The 19,908-nt window shown below is 47.4% G+C and carries 22 protein-coding genes; 20 read left to right on the top strand and 2 right to left on the bottom strand.

Translation table 11 applies throughout. From position 1 onward, the window contains the following. Positions 1-172: 172 nt before the first annotated feature. From BLT91_RS08010 to BLT91_RS07930, 18 genes are all read left to right on the top strand, one after another. A complete protein-coding gene (locus tag BLT91_RS08010; protein ID WP_090819157.1) occupies positions 173-1,264 on the top strand; it encodes an endospore germination permease in 1,092 nt (363 codons plus the stop codon). Continuing rightward, on the top strand, positions 1,265-2,716 hold the full coding sequence (locus BLT91_RS08005) for a spore germination protein (RefSeq protein ID WP_090819155.1): 1,452 nt from the start codon (positions 1,265-1,267) through the stop codon (positions 2,714-2,716). Next, a complete protein-coding gene (locus BLT91_RS08000) occupies positions 2,713-3,876 on the top strand; it encodes a Ger(x)C family spore germination protein (RefSeq protein ID WP_090819152.1) in 1,164 nt (387 codons plus the stop codon). The genes BLT91_RS08005 and BLT91_RS08000 overlap by 4 nt, the downstream gene beginning before the upstream one ends. Before the next feature lie 203 nt (positions 3,877-4,079). After that, complete coding sequence (locus BLT91_RS07995) at positions 4,080-5,015, top strand: hypothetical protein (protein ID WP_090819150.1); 936 nt, start codon at positions 4,080-4,082, stop codon at positions 5,013-5,015. Positions 5,016-5,077: 62 nt separating this feature from the next. After that, a complete protein-coding gene (locus tag BLT91_RS07990; protein ID WP_090819147.1) occupies positions 5,078-5,815 on the top strand; it encodes an ABC transporter ATP-binding protein in 738 nt (245 codons plus the stop codon). Beyond that, a complete protein-coding gene (locus BLT91_RS07985; RefSeq protein WP_090819144.1) occupies positions 5,808-6,557 on the top strand; it encodes an ABC transporter permease in 750 nt (249 codons plus the stop codon). Before BLT91_RS07990 ends, BLT91_RS07985 begins: the two co-directional genes overlap by 8 nt. A gap of 3 nt (positions 6,558-6,560) precedes the next feature. Further along, positions 6,561-8,036, top strand: a complete 1,476-nt coding sequence (locus BLT91_RS07980) for a sensor histidine kinase (protein WP_090819141.1) — start codon at positions 6,561-6,563, stop codon at positions 8,034-8,036. Beyond that, a complete protein-coding gene (locus BLT91_RS07975) occupies positions 8,033-8,722 on the top strand; it encodes a response regulator transcription factor (RefSeq protein WP_090819137.1) in 690 nt (229 codons plus the stop codon). Before BLT91_RS07980 ends, BLT91_RS07975 begins: the two co-directional genes overlap by 4 nt. Positions 8,723-8,883: 161 nt before the next feature. Beyond that, positions 8,884-9,753 (top strand): TrmB family transcriptional regulator, encoded by an 870-nt coding sequence (locus BLT91_RS07970; RefSeq protein WP_090819134.1) that lies wholly within the window; start codon positions 8,884-8,886, stop codon positions 9,751-9,753. Beyond that, complete coding sequence (locus tag BLT91_RS07965) at positions 9,750-10,430, top strand: HD domain-containing protein (protein WP_090819131.1); 681 nt, start codon at positions 9,750-9,752, stop codon at positions 10,428-10,430. The genes BLT91_RS07970 and BLT91_RS07965 overlap by 4 nt, the downstream gene beginning before the upstream one ends. Before the next feature lie 263 nt (positions 10,431-10,693). Continuing rightward, a complete protein-coding gene (locus BLT91_RS07960) occupies positions 10,694-11,947 on the top strand; it encodes a DUF445 domain-containing protein (protein WP_217635189.1) in 1,254 nt (417 codons plus the stop codon). A 41-nt stretch (positions 11,948-11,988) separates the two neighbouring features. After that, complete coding sequence (locus BLT91_RS07955) at positions 11,989-12,198, top strand: hypothetical protein (protein WP_090819124.1); 210 nt, start codon at positions 11,989-11,991, stop codon at positions 12,196-12,198. A gap of 50 nt (positions 12,199-12,248) precedes the next feature. Then, a complete protein-coding gene (locus tag BLT91_RS07950) occupies positions 12,249-12,791 on the top strand; it encodes a hypothetical protein (RefSeq protein WP_254776830.1) in 543 nt (180 codons plus the stop codon). Between the two features lie 58 nt (positions 12,792-12,849). Then, complete coding sequence (locus BLT91_RS07945) at positions 12,850-13,914, top strand: LacI family DNA-binding transcriptional regulator (RefSeq protein ID WP_090819121.1); 1,065 nt, start codon at positions 12,850-12,852, stop codon at positions 13,912-13,914. Further along, positions 13,901-14,242 carry a carbohydrate kinase family protein gene (locus tag BLT91_RS32690; RefSeq protein WP_254776829.1) on the top strand — a complete coding sequence of 114 codons (342 nt, stop codon included), beginning with the start codon at positions 13,901-13,903 and terminating at the stop codon, positions 14,240-14,242. Before BLT91_RS07945 ends, BLT91_RS32690 begins: the two co-directional genes overlap by 14 nt. Further along, positions 14,242-14,628: a carbohydrate kinase family protein gene (locus BLT91_RS32685; RefSeq protein WP_254776828.1), complete on the top strand. Its 387-nt coding sequence runs from the start codon at positions 14,242-14,244 to the stop codon at positions 14,626-14,628. Before BLT91_RS32690 ends, BLT91_RS32685 begins: the two co-directional genes overlap by 1 nt. Positions 14,629-14,675: 47 nt before the next feature. Further along, the gene (locus BLT91_RS07935; protein ID WP_090819118.1) at positions 14,676-15,575 is read left to right on the top strand and encodes a metallophosphoesterase family protein; all 900 of its coding nucleotides are present in this window, start codon (positions 14,676-14,678) and stop codon (positions 15,573-15,575) included. After that, complete coding sequence (locus tag BLT91_RS07930; protein WP_090819115.1) at positions 15,572-15,844, top strand: hypothetical protein; 273 nt, start codon at positions 15,572-15,574, stop codon at positions 15,842-15,844. The genes BLT91_RS07935 and BLT91_RS07930 overlap by 4 nt, the downstream gene beginning before the upstream one ends. 52 nt (positions 15,845-15,896) lie before the next feature. Here the strand turns inward: BLT91_RS07930 and BLT91_RS07925 are convergent, their stop codons facing one another. After that, positions 15,897-16,349 carry a bactofilin family protein gene (locus tag BLT91_RS07925; protein ID WP_090819112.1) on the bottom strand — a complete coding sequence of 151 codons (453 nt, stop codon included), beginning with the start codon at positions 16,347-16,349 and terminating at the stop codon, positions 15,897-15,899. Next, a complete protein-coding gene (locus tag BLT91_RS07920; protein WP_254776827.1) occupies positions 16,349-17,359 on the bottom strand; it encodes a M23 family metallopeptidase in 1,011 nt (336 codons plus the stop codon). Before BLT91_RS07920 ends, BLT91_RS07925 begins: the two co-directional genes overlap by 1 nt. A gap of 232 nt (positions 17,360-17,591) precedes the next feature. On the opposite strand from BLT91_RS07920, the gene BLT91_RS07915 reads away from it, so the two are divergent. Both BLT91_RS07915 and BLT91_RS07910 read left to right on the top strand, forming a co-directional pair. Continuing rightward, positions 17,592-18,761 (top strand): WD40/YVTN/BNR-like repeat-containing protein, encoded by a 1,170-nt coding sequence (locus BLT91_RS07915; RefSeq protein WP_090819104.1) that lies wholly within the window; start codon positions 17,592-17,594, stop codon positions 18,759-18,761. A gap of 148 nt (positions 18,762-18,909) precedes the next feature. After that, complete coding sequence (locus BLT91_RS07910; protein ID WP_090819101.1) at positions 18,910-19,884, top strand: C40 family peptidase; 975 nt, start codon at positions 18,910-18,912, stop codon at positions 19,882-19,884. Positions 19,885-19,908 lie beyond the last annotated feature (24 nt).

Genomic DNA, 19,908 nt, shown 5'->3' with positions numbered 1-19,908 from the left:
CTTAGATAAGGTTCCACATTAACTTACTTTATGTAATAAAGATCAACTTCATGACCTAATTTAGACAAGCGTCTATATCTACTCTGCAGCACTGCATAAATCCACATGGATTGGATAACTTAACTGTAAAAGTTTCCACCTAATACCAATGTGGGAGGAAAGCCTATAGCCTATGTATGTAACTAGGAAAATTACTGCACTTCAACTGTACTTTGTCTTAATCCTCTCAATTGGCATTACGAACCATGTCTTATTAATTCCCGTGCTGCTGCATTTCGGTAAGCGTGATTCCTGGGTCGGCGCATCGGCTTCCCTTATTCCTTTGCTCATCTGGGTATGTCTGCTTTACATCGTTGTTAAACGTACTAAACAGCTGAATATGATGGAATGGATCAAACAAAGATTTGGGAAGACGGTAGTTTTTCTGTTCAAATGGGGACTCATTTCCATATTCTTGATACATGCTTTTATTACCTTAAAAGATGTGGTGACATGGACACATGTGTCCTATTTGCCTCGGACACCGCCACTCATGATTAGCCTTGTGTTTATGATATTTTGCTTTTTTGCCGCTCGAGCAGGGATGCGAGCCATTGCGGTCACCTCAGGCATCTTACTGCCAGTAGTCATTTTTTTAGGATATTTTGTGATGGGTTCTAATTTCCAATTTAAAGATTACAGCTTGCTTACCCCTTTATTTACACATGGTTATGGACCTACGCTTACATCCATCATGCTTACTTGCGGCGCTTCATTCGAGCTGTTAAGTATCGTATTCCTCCAGCATCATGTGGATACGCGTATTCGGTTGTCCTCTTTATGCATTCTCGCATTATGTGTAATTGGACTTACCGTAGGACCGTTAACGGGCGCCATTGCCATATTTGGTCCCTTTGAAGCGGCTGATTTAAGGTATCCGGCATACGAACAATGGCGTATGGTCACCGTGGGGAAATATGTCTCTCATTTGGATTTTTTTTCTATTTTCCAATGGATATCGGGTGCTTGTGTTCGGACGTCGATGCTGATGTTTCTTAGTGTGGATGTGATTGGCATTAAAAAAAAGCGTACACGGACCCTAATCATGGCAGGTATTAGCCTGTTTTTCCTGGCAGTAAGCTTGTATCCAACCTCAGACAACGGGATAGTGCTCCTGATTCAAAATTGGTATTATCCCTTTATGTTTGGAACAGGCCTAGGTTTGCTTCTTATCATGCTTGCGATGTCCATCCTGCCTATAAGACGAAAGGAGAAGAATGCTTAAGTGAAGGAGCAAGATTTGCGAGAATGGTTTGTATTGTCGTGCGATGTAGTTGTGAAGTCTTACCAAATAGCGGATGCTCGACGGAATCAACAGGTATTACTTATATACTGTGAAGGTATGACCAATATGGATCATATTGAAAATCTGGTACTGCCTAAGCTTCAAGGTCTGTTTCATCCTGAGCTCGATGGAAATGCGTCTAGATTAGATGTGAATACGATGCTGCAGTTGAATGAAATTACCGGTTCAAACACGATGGATGCGATCACGGTTTCTGTCTATGCGGGAGAGCTTATACTGTTTTTCGAAGAAACGCAATTGATATATGCCCTAGATATTGCTGCACCACCGAACCGGTCACCAGAAGAGTCGAGCACAGAGACATCCATCAAAGGTCCGCGAGATGCGTTCACGGAGAGTGTCATCACGAATATGGCGCTTGTGCGCAAGCGCTTGCTGTCACGCAGTCTATGCTGTGAGAAGATGCGAATCGGCAAGAGGAGCCAAACTACAGTCGCTCTTCTTTACATCAACGATATAATCGATTCTGATGTGCTTCAGGAAGCAAAGCAGCGTTTGAGCGCAATTAACGTGGATACCTTGATCAGCAGTTCACAATTAGAGGAAGCGCTGTCCGGGCGAAAATATCCATTTTTTCCCATGTTGAATTATGCCGGTAGACCCGATTTCGTTGCAGATAGTCTGCTGCGTGGGCGTTTTGCGGTCATGGTGGATGGATCCCCTATGGTTCTTATTGCGCCAGCGAATCTGCTTTTTATATTGAAGTCGCCGGAAGATGTACACAACCCTTACTATTATGTAGCATTTGAACGTATATTGCGTTTGGGTGGATTGGTTGTTTCTGCCTTATTGCCTGGCTTTTGGATTTCGTTATCCGCCTTTAATTTGGATCAAATTCCTTATCCGTTAGTTGCCACTATTTCTTCATCCAGGCTGGGGTTACCCTTATCAGGTCCGATGGATTTTATTATGATGCTGCTGTTGTTCGAATTGTTCCGTGAAGCTGGAGCGCGATTACCCAAAGTGGTAGGTCAAACCGTTACCGTCGTTGGGGGTCTTATTGTTGGGGACGCCGCGATACGTTCGGGCATCACAAGCCCCACAACATTAGTGGTTACCTCCATATCGACCATATCCATGTACACCCTTGTGAATCAATCACTTGCCGGGACCGTTACTGTATTGCGGATTATGATTTTGATGGTATCCACGTTTTTCGGTATTTACGGATTTATGATATCCCTCATGGGGCTTGTTTTATATTTATCGACATTAGAATCGTTCGGTGTTCCTTACTTGTCGCCCGTGTCTCCACCTATTTTCAGGGAAATAATTCCTTCTTTATTGGCCAAGCCTTGGATCAAAATGAAGCGAAGACCGAAGATGTTGAGTCCGAAGGATGACACGCGTCATGATGAGGAATCCTCATGAACATAAAGGGTTTAGGAAGGCTGGTTGTCGGTCTGCTGCTTCTGGTTAGCCAGACAGGCTGCTGGGATATGAAGACGATCCAAGATACGGATTATGTTACAGCGATAGGCTTCGATTATCAAAAAGGGCACTACGTTGTGTACTGTCAAATGTTAGACTTCTCCAGCGTGGCTAAACAGGAGGGCGGTAAATCAGGGCAACCGCCCTTGATTTGGGTAGGACGTGAAGTGGGAGACACGGTGAGTGATGCTTTCAATCGTTTGTACAAAACAACGCAGCAGCGCGTCTTTTGGGGACATGTGAGTGCTTATATTTTCTCAAGTGAGGCACTTAAGCAAGGCATAGGTAAATTCATGGACGGTTCCGTGAGATATAGTGAAACAAGGTTTACTCAATGGGTTTATAGTACGGATGAGCCGATAGAGTCTATTTTTTCGGTTATTCCTTTTTTCAATACCTCCCCGATGTCTTCCATTCTTATGCAGCCTGTAGACAATTATCGCCAACGATCGCTCATTAACCCGATTAGATTGTTTAAAGTGACCGTTGGGCTTCGTGAGCCTGGGAATACGGTCATGATGCCCTCCCTGGCCATTAGTAAAGACGTGTGGAAGAAGAATGAAAAGCCAGATCCTAAATTAGAAGTAAGTGGCGTATATGCGTTAGGCAAAAATGATCATGTGGAATGGCTGTCAGAGGATCAGTTCAAAGGAGCGCGATGGGTAGAAAAAAGCACTGCTCGTACGCCTTTGGTCGTCTTCTTGAATGGGAAGGCTGCTCAATTCGTTTCCATCCAGAAGCCTGAAGCCCGCATTACACCTTGGATGAAAGGAGATCAACTTTTGTTCGATATTCACATCAAAGGTAAGGCGGTCATTGCCGAAATCTTAGAGATGGTAGATGAAGAAACATTGCAAAAACAGATTGCTAAACAAATCGCAAAGGAAATCGAGCAGACGTTTAAGCTGGGGAAAAGCCGCAATACGGATGTGTATCAACTGGAACATGTGTTATATAGACATGCTTTTTCCAAGTGGTCCAAGCTTACCGGTAACGGAGAGAAACCGCTGGAAGAGTATCAATTAGGGGATATTAAGGTAGAAGTAAGGCTAACACACTCCGGGATGCTCAAGATGAAAGAAAAGGAAAAGCAGTATTAGCCGTTCACCCCATAAATAGCAGCCTTCATCTCCGCTGATGCAGCGGTTTTGGAGGCTTTTTTTATAAAAATTTAAGAATTGTTTTAGACGCGGTTAATAGGTGTTTTAGAGGGAGTTAAGTCTGGGGGGATAAGATGGATACATGGAAGCGAGGAACGCATCCAAATTAGATAAAGCGTACGAATACGCGGAGGCAAAAAGATATGAATAAGAAGTTAGCGATGATGGGATTAGGTGTAGCGGTAGGCAGCATGATGCTAGTGACTTCAGTATATGCAGGTGTGGGAAATGCTCCCGGCTATGAGACGTTCAAATCAGCAGTTAAACAAACAGCAGCGGTAGATAATGTTACGCGTCAGGTGAATGTGACTTTACAAGATAATGGGGCCCAATTACTGAACGTAAGGTCGACCATTAAGAGCAGTGGCGTCAATCATGCGGGCAGCGCTGAAGTAACGGTGAGAAGTGCTGCGGATGAGCAAACCATTCACTTTTACAACCAAGATGGTAAGCACATTGTCAAAACAGATGATTCCGATGTGTATAAGTTGTTGGAAGGTGAAGGCATGCCGGGTAAGTTCAATGGTCATGAACGATTAAACCATACACCTGACCCGCAAGTAACTAGCGAAGTGGAAAATGTGGTTGATGCACTGGTAGGTAACCTGAAAAACTATGTCACCATGGATGAAGCCGCAGGCAACGTGAAGGAGATTCATTTTAAAATGTCTGGCAGTCAAATTTCCCCTGTTGTGAACACGATCGGTTCGCTGGTGATAAAACACGGTGCGTTACAGAACAGTCACCGTCCATTGCCGACGAAAGCAGATACGCTAGGTGTTGATGTATCGACACTCAAAAACAGCCTGCCTCAGCTTGTTTCTGACATCAAAATGGATGAGGTTGAAGTAAACGCGAGCGTGGATGCGGATAACCACATTACGAATCAAACGGCGCAAATTCATATTTCGGGTAAAGATGCTCAAGGTACAGCGCATGACGTGGTGTTGAGCGTTGACATGACACTGTCTAGTCTGAATTCGACAACGCCAGATACGGTTGATTTGACCGGTAAGCAGCTGGAAATTGTGAAATTTGACGAGAAGTCCCACAAAAACTGGGGCGAGAAGCACGAATAGAAAGCTAGGGGAGGCTTCAACGAAAGTTGACCTCCTCATTTTCCTGAAAGGCGGCCCCGGTCATGAAACCAGTTGTAGAAATTAAGAATCTTACGAAAATATACAATAACTTGCGCGGCATCCATCAAGTGAATATAACGGTGCAGCAAGGCGATATTTATGGGTTCTTCGGACCCAATGGCGCCGGTAAAACGACCGTCATGAAGATCATGACCGGCTTAACTCGAGCGCAGCAAGGCGAAGTGAAGCTCTTAGGTCACGATGTGTCTACGCATTATGAGCAGGCAATGGCGAAGGTTGGTGTGCTGATTGAAACAGCGGAAGCTTACACCTATATGAGCGGCAGGCGGAATCTGGAGCAAGCAGCGCGCTTTTATCCTGGGATCGGCAAGCAGCGAATGGATGAAGTACTGGAGATTGTCGGGCTCACCCCTTTTCAGCATGAAAAAGTAGCGGGCTACTCATTGGGTATGAAGCAGCGACTCGGACTCGCAGCAGCGATGTTGTCGAAGCCTGAATTGCTCATTCTTGATGAGCCGACGAATGGTCTCGATATCGAAGGGATGGTTCAAATTCGTGAAATCATCATGCACCTAGCGCTTGAGGAGCGCATTACCTTTCTCATCTCCAGCCATCTCATTCATGAAATGGAGCTGATGTGTAATCGGATGGGCATCATTCATCAAGGACGACTTGTTCGCGAGGGGCTCGTCTCTGAAATAGCCAAAGGCAGCGCGACGCTGGAAGAAGCGTACTTGCACGAAATCAACGAAGTCAGGAGGCTCGCCGCACATGCATAGCCTAACCGCCAACGTCTGGAACGAAACGATTAAACTCGCCTCTAAGAAGAAAACGATCTTCTTCCTAGCTGTTACGCTGCTTCTCCCGGTAATTGCTGGCTTACTGCTAGCGCGTTTTCAAAGCGGCATCGGCATCGGAGCCATTGCATCGGGTGATTTCCCCATCGTGATGCTCGGTTTGTTTACAAGTATTTTCCTCCCATTGTTCGTGTTCATGGGGGCCGCCGATGTATTCTCTGGTGAAATGGGTGAACGCACGATGAAGAATACGCTCACTCGGCCGATCACTCGCTTCAAGGTTTTCGCATCCAAGCAAATTGCGCTGAGCGTGTACCTCGCGTTTTATTTAATCGCCGCCTTGCTGGCTTCGATCATTTCTGCCCTGTTTTTCCAACACTTCGGAGGCATTAGCACTGTAGCTACCTGGTTCCTCGCCTATGGCTCGGCCTTCATTCCTTTGCTAGTGCTCAGTATCGCAGCAGTATTTCTGGCGCAGTTCTTCTCCAGCAGCAGCTCAACATTAACCGTGAGTATTCTCTTTTATTTGGTGTTTAAGGTAGCCGCTTTTTTCATTCCGCAAATTACGACGTACTCGCCTACAGCCTACACGGATTGGCATATGTTGTGGATTGGCAGCTCTATGGTCACAGGTAAGATTAGTAGTATCTTTATGTTTCTGGTAGCGTGTAGTATATTGTTTTTTACAGCAGGATTTTATTTGTTTGATAAAAAGGAGATTTGAACCATGTCGATTCGCTTACGGCTGGTACTCTCATATATCGCTATGCTGCTTGTACCGCTTGTGCTCTCGGGGCTAGCCGTGATTTTAATCAGCATCGCAACGTTTGGGAGTCTAAAGTCCGTCTTTCAAGTCGATTTCTCCCAAGGCAATCCGATCAAGCGTGTCGTTGACCAAGAGCTGGAAAATGTCGCTTATATGAAAGCAAAGACGGATACGGAGCCGGATGTTTTTCTCGATCCCGTGTTTGTGAAGGATCTGGAGGAGAGATTCCATAAGATTAATATGGGTCTCATCATTCGAAAAGATAAAGAGATAACGTATATTTCACCTTATATTAAGCAAGGGGAGGCTGAAAATACCTCAATGCTGCCTTCATTTGGCACATCATCGGGTCATTTTCAGCGCAATCAAGGTTCCCTGTGGATAACTAGGCAGCAGGATTTTTTATTTTCGGATAAAAGCAAAGGCTCCGTATTCGTTTTTCTGGACGGCAGTCCCTTTCAGAAGTATCTTCATCAGTTTTCAAAATCCGTTGTCGTTACATTTATTCTCATACTCGTTGCCACCAATGGGGTGCTGACATACTTCGTTTCACGAAGTATTATTAAGCCTTTGAGAGCACTCAAACGAGCGGCGGAGGAGATCAAAGAGGGCAATCTCGACTTCGAGATCGTTCCTCATTCCGATGATGAAATCGGTGAGCTTAGCACAGCATTCGAAGAAATGCGGCGCAGGCTCAAGAAATCCGTGGAGGTTCAGCTTCTATACGAAGAGAACCGCAAGGAACTTATTTCAAATATTTCCCATGATCTCAAAACTCCCGTCACGGCTATAAAGGGTTATGTCGAAGGCATTATGGACGGTGTAACGAATTCCCCGGATAAGCTGGATCGGTACATACGGACGATCTACAATAAAGCAGCTGATATGGATCGGCTAATTGACGAGTTATTTCTGTTCTCTAAGCTGGATCTGGGCAAAGTCCCTTTTCAGTTTGAAACTGTGGATCTCGGGCAATTTGTGCAGGATTGCGCGCAGGAATTACAGTTCGATATGGAGAAAAAGGGTGTTCAGTTCACGCTCACCGAGCTGACGGAGTCCCCGCTGCATGTAACAGCGGACCGTGATAAGCTCAGACGCGTACTTCTGAACATTATCGAGAATGCGATAAAATATAGTGATGAAGGCAATTGCCGCATTACATTAACGGTGAGAGAGCTTGACGGTTATGCCGTCATTCAAATAATAGATAACGGTCAGGGCATATCGGAGGAGGCGCTTCCGCATATATTTGATAGGTTCTACCGGGCAGATCCTTCACGCAATACAGCTACCGGTGGAAGCGGGCTTGGACTGGCGATAGCCAAACAAATTATGGAAGAGCACGGCGGGAGAATCAGCGCATCAAGCAATATAGGGCGGGGAACGACCGTGTACATGGCATTACCGCTTAGTCAGCAGAAGGAGAGCGAAGGATGAGTCGGATTTTGATCATTGAGGACGAGCAAAGTATTGCGGAGCTGGAGCGGGATTATTTAGAGATCAGCGGATATGAAGTCGATATCGAAAATAGCGGGGATAAGGGCCTCCATCAAGCACTCTCCATTGATTATGATCTGATCATTCTCGATCTGATGCTGCCTAAGGTCGATGGCTTTGAAATCTGCCGGCGTATTCGCAGTGAAAAGGATATTCCTATTGTGATGGTCTCCGCCAAAAAGGAAGATATCGATAAAATTCGCGGCCTCGGCCTTGGCGCTGATGATTATATCATCAAGCCTTTTAGTCCAAGTGAGATGGTGGCCAGAGTTAAAGCACATTTAGCTCGCTACGAACGGCTAATGGGGCGACGGGAAACGAAAAATGACGAAGTCCGCATTCGCGGTTTGATGATTGATAAAACTGCGCGTCGCGTTTTTGTGAACGAGAAAGAAGTCGTCTTCACGACGAAAGAATTCGATTTGCTCACCCACCTGGCGATGAATCCGAACCGGGTATACAGCAAGGAACAGCTTTTTGACCTTCTATGGGGGATGGACGCCATGGGGGAAATCGCTACAGTGACCGTTCATATTCGCAAGCTGCGCGAGAAAATTGAGCAGGACCCGTCTAATCCGCAATATATCGAAACCATCTGGGGAGCGGGTTATCGGTTTAGAATATAATATTGAAGCCTGAGAAGAGTACCTAACTCTTCTCAGGCTTTTTGTTTAATGGCAGATTGCGGAAGTGGAAACTCTGTAGAGAAGTCTATACGACTTGTCGGATCAAATCATGCTACAATATTGATCATGAAGTCATAGCTGTGAAGAAAAGGGGAGTTGGCATGGAGGACGTTTTGCTGCATTTAAAAAACCTTGGCTTCACGGACCTTGAAGCCAAATGCCTGCACGTGCTCGCCGAATGCGGCACACAGACGGGATACGAAATCGCCAAGGCTCTTGGCGTCTCACGCTCGAATGTCTACTCCGCGCTGCAGAAGCTCGCGGAGAAGGGAGCCGTTCTCACCAGTCACGGTGAGCCGACGTACTACCAAAGCGTGCCGATCGAGGAGATCGGCGAGCGGATTGAAGCGGAGCTGCAAGCCTCGATCCGCTACGTGAAAGCGAATATGCCGAAGCAGGATGCGCACCGCTCTGAGTATTTCAGCTTGGAGGGGGACTCGAAGGTCATCGAGCGTATACGCACGGAGCTAAGAAAGGCGAAGGAAGAGGCGCTTTGTGACCTGTGGTCGGAAGAAGCGAAGCTGCTGAAGGAGGATCTTCGGCTGGTGCCTGCGCAAGGCGTGCGCTTGTTGGTTTCGACGATTGGCGAAGTAGAGCTGCCGAGCGGAGTTCATCAGTTCCCGCACTTACCCGAGGAGGATTGGCCGGGACGCAATGGGCGGAAGTTCACGCTGCTGATTGACCGTAAATTGGCGATTATTGGTACACGAGGCGGCGATGAGCCGACTCTGGCGATGTTAACGGAGCATCCCGCGATGGTGGAGCTGCTGCGTAGTCATTTTTTTCAAGATGTGATCATGCACGAGCTTCAGCAGGATATGGGAGCGAAGTTGGAAGATAAATACGGCAAGAACTTCAAGAAAATTATTCAGAAGTACACGGATGTGAATGAGATGGATGCCCAGCCGGCTGGTGTAGGCAAGTCTAGTGAAGGAAAGTCTCCCGAAGGAAAGAGGAAAAAGAAGAAATGATACTGCGCGATGATGCATACATAAAAACAGAAGAGCAAGAGAGAATTGCGCTCGCGGCAGAGGCGCTCGTGAAAGAGAAGCTGGAGCGAGATAGCAGCGGCCACGACTGGTGGCATATCTATCGCGTCGTGCAGACGACGAAGCGCATCGCCGTCCAGGAGGGAGCCGATGCTTTTGTCTGCGAGCTTGCGGCACTGCTTCACGACGTCGTCGACGAGAAGCTGAACGCCGATCCAGCCGCCGCGCAGCGCGAGCTGGAAGCGTGGCTCACCGCAAGCGGCGCACCGGGTGTGCAAGTGCAGCACGTGCTGGAGATCATCAGCACGATGTCGTTTAAGGGCGGCGCGCGGCCGCCAATGCGCACGCTCGAAGGCCAGGTCGTGCAGGATGCCGACCGGCTGGATGCCATAGGCGCTGTGGGCATCGCCCGCGTATTCGCTTACTCGGGCTGGAAAGGCCGCCCGATTCACGATCCTTCCGTCACGGTGCGCGAGCACATGACGGAGGCGGAGTATCGCGCCGGGAATGACACCGCGATTAATCACTTTTACGAGAAGCTCCTGAAGTTGAAGGAGCTTATGAACACAGCCTATGCCCGTCAGTTGGCGGAGGAGCGGCACCGTTTCATGGAGCAGTATCTCGAGCAGTTTTATGCGGAGTGGGAAGGCGAGAGATAGTGGAAGCTTACCTCTTATTTCGTTTTTTGCTGTAGTATCGGTGCTCGTGATCTATTTATCAGGAAATCCTCCCGTTAATCTCCCAATTCGATAAAAGACCGCCACATGATTTGGCGGTCTTTTTGCTGCCTTCTAGCCCTATTAGAAGTCCCATGCATTAGGGTTTACCTCACTCAATAGACGGCAAAACAGCTTTAGTTGCATTTTGTGGTAAAATAGAAGGAATGGTTTATTAAATTCGCAAAGAAAGAGATGTTATGACGATGAAAAGAGAAGCAAAGTATATAGCGACTGTCTCCTTGGGGGTTATGGGAGCAGGCTTTCTGGCCACACTGCCTTCACCCGTTTCTTCAACAATATGGGGTACCTTCTTACAAGGCGGTTTTGAGGCGGGAGTTGTAGGTGGCTTGGCAGACTGGTTTGCGGTTAGTGCCCTGTTCCGTCACCCGCTTGGCATTCCGATCCCACATACGGCGCTATTGCCGAAAAATCGCGATAAAATTACTAAAGCGCTGGTCTCAACCGTTGAGAATGAGCTGCTTTCCAAAGAAACGATTCGTGCTCGTTTGCAGCAAATTCGGTTTCTTGAGCGTGGGCTTGCGCTGGCGGAGACCCATTTGGACAATGTGGCTCTTCACAAAGGTCTCTCGACACTAGCCAAACAAGCCCTCAACGCCATTGATCTGGAAAAATTGACGCCGCTTTTAGCAGAGGAAATTCACAAAGCGCTTCAAGACGTAGATACGAGTCGACTCGTTCGTACGATTGTTGAAAGCATCGTCGATGCCGATTATGACGGCAAAACGTTTGATTTTGTCATCGATAAAGTGGAAGCATGGGCGATCAAAGCGGAAACGCGTGATCAGCTGGGCGCTATGGCGATCAAAGCGTTCGAGGGTCTGCAATCGAATGGCTTCATGGCATTTGCCGTTAATGCGTTCATCGGTATGGTAAATGAAGAGAAGATCGGGGGCATTATTCAGAACTTCGTTCTTTCCTATATCGAGCAAATGCGCTCGAAGCATCATCCTCGCAGGGAAGCGGTACTTACCTTTATTCGGAATGAGCTGAGCAAACTTGAGCATAATCCACAGCTTTTGGCAGAGCTGGAAGCTTTTAAAACGAAGCTGCCGGAGATTTTTGACCTAGATGAGAAATTATCAGGGCTGTTAGAGCGATTGAAGGCGAAGACAGAGGATTTCGTCGAGCAGCCTGATTTTGTGCCTCAATATGTGGCTCCGGTTATTCGTAAAATGCTTACTTCGGTCAAAGAAAACGAGGATATGCTGCAGCGCGGCGAAAACTGGATTCAAGAGCAAATCGCTTCTTATTTGGAGCAAAATCACAGTAAAATCGGTCAACTCGTCAAAGAAAACCTGGACAAGCTGAATAACGAAAAGTTGATTGAGTTAATGGAAGATAAGATTGGTAAGGATTTGCAGTGGATTCGTGTTAACGGTGCGATATGCGGATTCATCATCGGGCTTGGCTTAGCAGGGTTGAAAATGCTGTTTTAAGTGAATAACAACGGGGCATGCCCGAGTGGAGGCAGGCATTTTTGATCGAGATTAAAGGCGTCAGTAAGACGTTCGTTCAGCGATTAGACGGCAACTACCAGGCGTTGGACAATATCACATTAACGATTGATGCTCGAAGAAGTAAAGCACGGGAAGTGAGGAAAGAAGCTTGTTTCGATCCGAATCTTGGATGGAAGCAGGCTTCTTTTTCAATCATACAAGGTGCAGAATTGAATTTACAGAAAATTTAAAAGTATTATGAAAGCGATTCCAGAAAACGCTTACGTGCATGATTCTCATCTTGAAAATATCATTTAACGTAATTATTTTTTCGTATATCCCAATGTGCGGACTCATCCTGGCCTTCAAGAATTATCAATTTAACAAGGGAATTATTGGAAGCCCGTGGGTAGGATTCACGTATTTTAAAGCCTTTTTTAACGATTACCAAAGCGGGAAGCTGATCAGGAACACACTTGCTATCAGCAGTATTAAAGTGTTTCTGGGACTGCCTTTTCCGATTCTGCTGGCGCTGATGTTCAATGAGGTCAGAAATCGCAGATTTCGGGGAATCACGCAAAGTATTTCTTATTTACCTCATTTTCTTTCTTGGGTTATCGTCATCGGTCTCATGCAGCGGGTTTTTGCTCCTGATACGGGACTGCTGAACGAGGCGATCCGATATTTTGGGCGGAGACGGAAGCACCTTTTTCATGATGGAAAGCAAATACTTCTATCCGCTCATGTTCGGAAGCCATATTTGGCAAAGTATAGGATGGGATTCAATCATTTATTTGTGGTCTCCGATCGAGCCCATTGTATGATAAAATGTATAAATATGTAACGCTTTTTGTCGAATAACAGAGGAAAATGTCTATGTTGCAGTAGGAAGGATGATAATCATGGCGCCCATAATTAAAGATGTAGCCAAGAAAGCGGGAGTATCCGTAACAACGGTTTCCAGGGTGTTAAACGGAGAAAAATACGTGAAGGACGATCTGAAGGACAAAGTAAAACGTGCGATTGACGAGCTTGGTTATACGCCGAGCCACATCGCGAGGAGCTTGGTGCGGAAGAAAACGAACCTAATTGGCGTGATTGTTCCCGATCTTACATCCAGTTTCTATTCCACCATATTGAGCAGCATTGAGGAAACGGCGAGCTTTAATGATTATAACCTGCTGGTCTGCAACATTATCGAGGATACAGATAAAGAACTTAAATATTTGAATGTGTTTAAAGAGATGCGCGTAGACGGCATTATTATTATGCATGAAAAATTAAGCGATGAAATTCGCATTTTCATTAATAAATTGGATATTCCGGTCATTTTCTCAAGCGTAAGAACTATAGATCATAAGTTTGTTTCTGTCATTATCGATGATTACGAGGCGGCCTATGACGCGACCCGTTATCTAATTGAGCTCGGACATGAGAGAATTGCCTTTATTGGCGGGGATATGAGGGACATCACCTCAGGGCAAAACCGTTATGTAGGCTATCGCAATGCCCTCACCGATCGGCGAGTCAAAATTGTGTATGACTATATCCGGTTCGGCGACTATAAGACGCAAAGCGGATATGATTTGATGAAGGAACTTCTGGCTTGTGAGCCTCGTCCTACAGCCCTATTTGCTGTCAGTGACGATATGGCAGTGGGAGCAATGAATTGCGTTCACGACAATCAGCTTAAGGTTCCGGATGATATATCCATCATCGGATTCGACGGAAGCCAACTGACGGAGCTCGTTCGTCCGCGGTTGTCCTCCATGGAGCAGCCTATTCAGGACATGGGAAAGATCACGGTTAACACGCTGATCGATTTAATTTCAGGTCATACAGGAGGCACTCGGGAAGATTTAATATTGGGACACAAGCTTGTCGTACGCGACAGCTGCAGAGCATATCATAAAGAGGGAAAGACTGAGAACGGAGCGGAAGAGGGAGAGAGGAATGAAAAAATTTGATGCGGTTGTCATCGGTGATGCCAATATAGATCTAGTAGTGATAGGCTGTAATCAGATCCCTCAACCAGGGCAGGAAATTTTTGTTGAAAATATGATGATGCATGTGGGCGGAGGTGCGGCTTTATTTACGATCTCATTAGCCAAGTTGGGGCTGCATGTAGCATTTGACGGTGTTCTTGGAGATGATGGCTACGGTCATTATATTCGGGAGCAGTTTCAGCGATATGGTATCGATACCAGTCTAATCCGGACTAGCAAAATAAGTAATACAGGCATCACGATAGCGATTAATCCTGAGCTGGATCGTTCTTTTATTACCTCTTTCTGATGAATGAAACCGAGGCGCTCCATTATACGGGCTTCGAGCAGATAGATGACAGGTTAAGCTATATGTCGGGCTTCTGCAGTCATGTTGTAGTTAAGCTGGGAGCGAAAGGCGCCGCAGCGATGAAAGACGGTTTGCAAACGTCTCACTCCGGATTCTCGGTCGAAGCTGTAGATACGACTGGAGCAGGAGATTCGTTTAATGCCGGTTACATATATGGTTTCTTGACGGGGCTTAATGTCGAGACGAGCCTGCTGTATGGCAACGTTTGCGGAGCCATGTCTGTCGGAGCTTACGGCGGCAGCACAGGCAGCCCCGATCGGGAAGGACTGGAAGCTTTTCTCAGGCAAAACAAAGATCAAGCATCCGACCATCGCGACGTGATATAACGTTGTAACGGGCATTTATTAGCAGCGATTAGAAAGGAGCAATGCACATGGCGGACGATCTTAGGTTCCGGGAGGACGGGACTTTTACGATTGTACAACTCACGGATTTACATATTGGCGGCGACAAGGACAATGAGGAGGACTTACGGACGCTCGAATTGATCAATGCGGTGCTTACGGAAGAGAAGCCAGATCTCATCGTTCATACGGGCGATCTGATTTCAAGCTATGGCGTAACCGACCCTTTGGCATCTTTTCGCCGAGCGATTGCTCCTGCTGTCCTATCGGGCATACCTTGGACGCACGTATTCGGCAATCACGATGCGGAGGAGAATGTGACTCGCGAGGAATTGATGGCGATTGCTCTGGAGCATAACACTTGCTATTCGCAAGCAGGACCAGCCGAGCTCAGTGGCGTTGGCAATTACACACTTACGATTCAAAGTGCACAATCCGGGGATCCGTCTGCTGTGTTATATTTTCTCGATTCCGGAGCGATGGCGCCGGAATCAGTCGGCGGCTACGCGTGGATTGCCGCCGATCAAGTGCATTGGTATAAGCAGCAGTCGCTTTCGCTTCGCGAACGAAGTGGGGCTATACTGCCTGGACTCGCGTTTTTTCATATTCCGCTCCCTGAATACAACGATGTATGGAAACGTGGCAAAGTGAGCGGCATCAAGCACGAAGAGGTATGTTGTCCAATGCTCAACAGCGGGTTGTTTGCTGCAATGACGGAAATGGGTGATGTGATGGGAACCTTCGTCGGTCATGATCATGACAATGATTACTGTGGGACTCTGCATGATATTCGGTTGTGTTTTGGCCGAGTAACAGGCTATAACACCTATGGAGGCTTACCTCGGGGCGCTCGCGTCATTCGTCTGCAAGAGGGAAGGCATTCCTTTGATACATGGCTGCGACTAGAAGATGGTGGTGTCTTAAAGTGACGTTTACGTTTGGAGGCAAAGGTGAGGTTGAGACCCTTATCATTCCCATCTGCTCGAACGATATCGAAGCGATGGGAACCACACGGCTTCCTTCATGGCTGCAGGCGTATTCACTTCTGCCGCACTTGGGAGAGCGAGGAGCGCAGACTTGGCTCCATGGCCGTATTGGAGAGAGGGACTCGCTGCTGGTCGGTTGTGGAGAGGCCTCAAAACTGGATACGGAACGAATCCGCGAGGCGGCCGCGGTGAATCCTCAGGCGATTTCGTGAACTTACAAAAAAACAGGGAAACCGCACCCGCGGGTTCCCTGTTTTTTTAATTTTAATTCCCTCCAGAAGCAGCCTGCTGCTCGTTCTTCTGTTGTTTGTGTGCTTTGGCATCGATGACTTTACCGTTGCCTCCGCCTTTCTCACTCACAGCTGCTATGTTCATAGAGCTGCTTCCTTGAAAAATCCCGCCCTCCTGAATAATAAAGGAGCGGACATCGATATTGCCCACAAGTACGCCGGAACTGGTTACGATGAGCTTGCCTTTGGTCTGAACATTGCCTTTTACTTTGCCTGCAACGATAACATCACGGGCCTGGATGTTAGACTGCACAACAGCGTTTTCACCAATGGTGATGTCTCCTGCGCATTCAATGTCGCCGTGCAGCTGGCCTTCGATGCGAAGGCTGGCTTCGGACATAATTTTACCTTCACAAATGGTACTGCCCCCAATCAACGTGTCTGTTGTTTTAGTATCAATGGGCTTATTTTTGGAGCTTCCAAGCATTAGCGTTCATCCTTTCTATCGGTAATAAGATAAGGGGCGGGGTTAATCTGTACGCCGTTCTTATGAACTTCGTAATGCAGATGGGAGCCCGTGCTTCGTCCTGTGGAACCGAGTAGGCCGATCTTTTGACCTTTCGTTACTGATTCTCCGCGTTTGACGAGCATTTTATTCAGATGCATATACTCGGTTTGTATCCCGCGGGAATGATCGACAATGATATGATTGCCATGTTCATTGTCAAAGCTGGCTTCTACCACAGTACCTGCTGCTGTCACATAAACGGGGTCGTTCATTTCGCCATCAAGGTCAAGCCCCGTATGCATCGTTGGCTTAGAGGTAAAAGGATCTATCCTTATACCGAAGCCCGATGTAATGCTGTGAGTCACAGTTGGCCAAAGTGTCGGCGTGATGCTGCGCAGACGCTCTGCTTCTTGCAGCCTAGACTCGGATTCGTTTAAATTTGAAAGCAAGGCATTAATATCTCCGACTAACGAAGAAAGCCCTTGTTTAGTACTGCTGACCAGAAGAGATACATCTTGCGAAGTAACCGGAACCTCGCTGCCACCGACATCGGAGCTTGCTCCATTTGGCGGTTCAACACTTAGCGCAGACAGCTTCTTGCTTGTCCTGTTTGTTCCTTCTGTTTGGGTCATCAGCTGAATAACATGATCCAGTTTCTTAATTTCTTCCAACTTCGCTTTAAATTCATTCGCTTGCTGGGATAAGTCAATCAAATTGGTTTGAAGCTGTTCCAGTTCACTATTTTTAAGTGTAATTTGATCAACCAGTTGGCGTTCTTGTCCATCGAACGTACGCTGCATGTTATTTGCCGTTTGAAGGGAGTAGGTATTCATTAAGTAAATCGTGACAAAAAATCCAATCAGCACGAGCAGGATCAAGCTGGGCACAATATATAGACTACTGTGCGGAAGCTTGAATCTTACGGTTCGGCGGTTGGCGCCCGGAATGATCATTAAGGTGAATTCCTTTTTACCCCATATGAATCTCAACCGATCCTCTTCCTTTCCGTAACAAAGTCCCCCCTCCTTGATTGGATTGTATTCATGTATGGGATAAGTCATGCCTAATTTATTAATTCGCTTTTCTCCCAAATAAGCGCAGTACGTTGCGGGACATACTAAATTTGCCAAAAAGCGTATGTCTTCGGACTCAACTTTTCCGATGATAGTTACGTCTATAAAGGTAGATGATGGAAGTTCAAGAGTGAAAGGAGTCAAGCTTATGTTGAGAAAATATATACCGCTCTTGGCAATTACACTACTCGCTTTTACAGGGTGTGAATCATCCGGAAGCACAAGCGGAGCTGTCAATGCTTCAGATTCGCCGAAACCGAGTGCGACGGTCACGGCACAACCCACGGCTCCCGCTGAGACAGCTGCCGCAGATTCCACACCATCGAAGGTGACGATGAGCGTGATAACCGCCGTCAGGTTGGCTGATGCAAAATCTGGCTGGATCGGCGGCAAAGGGTGGATCGCACGAACAGATGACAGCGGTGTGAAGTGGAAGGTTCAATACGAGGGACCGGGAGACATTAGGCAGCTGTTTGCGCTGAATGGTCATGATGTGTGGGCGATTGTAGGGGATGAAGGTAAACTGCTAAGTACGAAGGATGGAGGTCAACACTGGGCAACCCTTGGTAAGGTGCCGAATCGTGCGTTCCTGCATTTTATTACGGAGAAGGAAGGATTCAGCGGGAATGCGCAAACCGTGGATGGAGGTATGAAATGGACTGCCTTGCCGATTCCCGAGGGAATTACGGGAGATGCTTATTTCCATGATAAAAATAACGGCTGGGCTGTCAAACAGGTTAAAGATGCCATTGAGGTTCAGCGAACGCAGGATGGCGGCAAAACATGGCGCAGCGTCATGTCACGTAAAACCGCAGCCTCACTAACCGGCGTGGTTATTCGTTCTGCGGGTGCCAACGATGCGTGGATCGAGTTGATTGGTGAATCGGGGATGACCCAAACCTCGTATTCGCTGTTTCACACGAAAGACGGCGGGAAGAGCTGGCAGACGGTTCTGGCGAATAGCACCGCCGGAGGTGGACCTGCCCCTGGTTTCCCTATGGGCGATAACACAGGACCTAAGAACACGGGCTCTAGGCCCGGACCTCTTTACGTCGTGAGTCCAGACGTCGCTTTTATGGGTGGGCAGTGTCCGAGCTGCGACAAGCCGAACTCCGTCGGATGGACGAAGGACGGCGGCAAGACATGGGTGAACGGCAAGGAGTCGTTCACGGGTTATGGCGAGCTGCTGCTGGCCATGGCAGACGCGAACCAAGGCTGGCTGCTGACGAATGACAATGAGCAGCCGAGCGAGATGTACACCACCGGCAGCGGTGGTGTTAACTGGAAAAAGGTGCATACCTTCGATGCGCCTAAATGACGAAGAAGCCTTCCGGAAGCAGAGAGAGATGCTGACGGTAAGGCTTTTTTGCTGCTTATCATCCATGAAATACCACTTATTATACCCCCCGACCTTGTGGTCTGCCATAGAATAATATAGTATACTTGCTATCTGGAGGAGGCCAAAAATGCTTGCCAAAAAATATGAGATTGCCGCTCTAGCCATTGCTCTTCTGGTCCTATTCGGTTTCACCATGAAAAATCCAGAGAACATGGAATTATCGGCTGTTTTCTCAAATACGAACCCAAACGAACTGGTGACATCTGCACCTATACAGTCAATAGAACAAAATTCATCTTCTGAAGTGAAACAATCGGATATGCAAGTTTCCCCACAAAAGGTGGATACCGCTACCGATAAAGAAACAGCTATCGAAGTGGCGAAACCTTCAGCCCAACCAAAGGCTGAAGCGAGCAATTCGGAGCTAAGATCGGCCCCTGCCAAGTTGTCATCCAGCAATGCTCAGAGCGCTGCAGCTAGCCCGACGATGACCCCAGTGCCTAGCCCGACGGCGGCCCCAGCGCCAATGGTTAAAGCTAATCCAGTCTCAGAAGCCCCTGAGAGCACACCTACACTAGATCAGCCCCGAGATGGAGATGATCCAGTTCCGAATGCGAAGAATGTAAATCTATCCGCTGCCGAAATAGCTAAAGTCGTCAAACAGTTTGAACAGCTTGCTGATTCTGATCAAAATGAGCCGAGTTGGAAGCGCGAAGCCGACCATCTCATTGTAAAAGGATTGGGCTTCCTTGGAACCCCCTACGTATATGGGGCGAAGACAGGCCAAACCGATTCTTTCGACTGTTCATCCTTCTTGAAATACATCTTTGTCAGTCAAGGGGTGTCGCTGCCGCGCGATTCAAGGCAGCAGAGTCAGCGAGGTACAGAGGTGTCCATCGATCAACTTCGAGAAGGTGATCTCGTGTTTTTCACCACCCCCAATAGAAAAAATAAAAGCGGCATCGAACATATCGGACATGTTGCGGTGTACTTAGGTAACGGCCTTATCCTGCATACTTTCCGCCCGGGCATCGGAGTTACGGTATCTGAACTGAATGGCTCTTGGAAAGAGCGCTTTGTTGAGGCAAGGCGCGTTCTGTAACAGATGTATGAAGCAGCGCCCCAA

Origin of the sequence: Paenibacillus sp. yr247 (genome assembly GCF_900103825.1) — a bacterium.
In the GTDB taxonomy this organism is placed as follows: Bacteria; Bacillota; Bacilli; order Paenibacillales; family NBRC-103111; genus Paenibacillus_E.
This window is presented reverse-complemented; position numbering and strand designations above follow the sequence as displayed.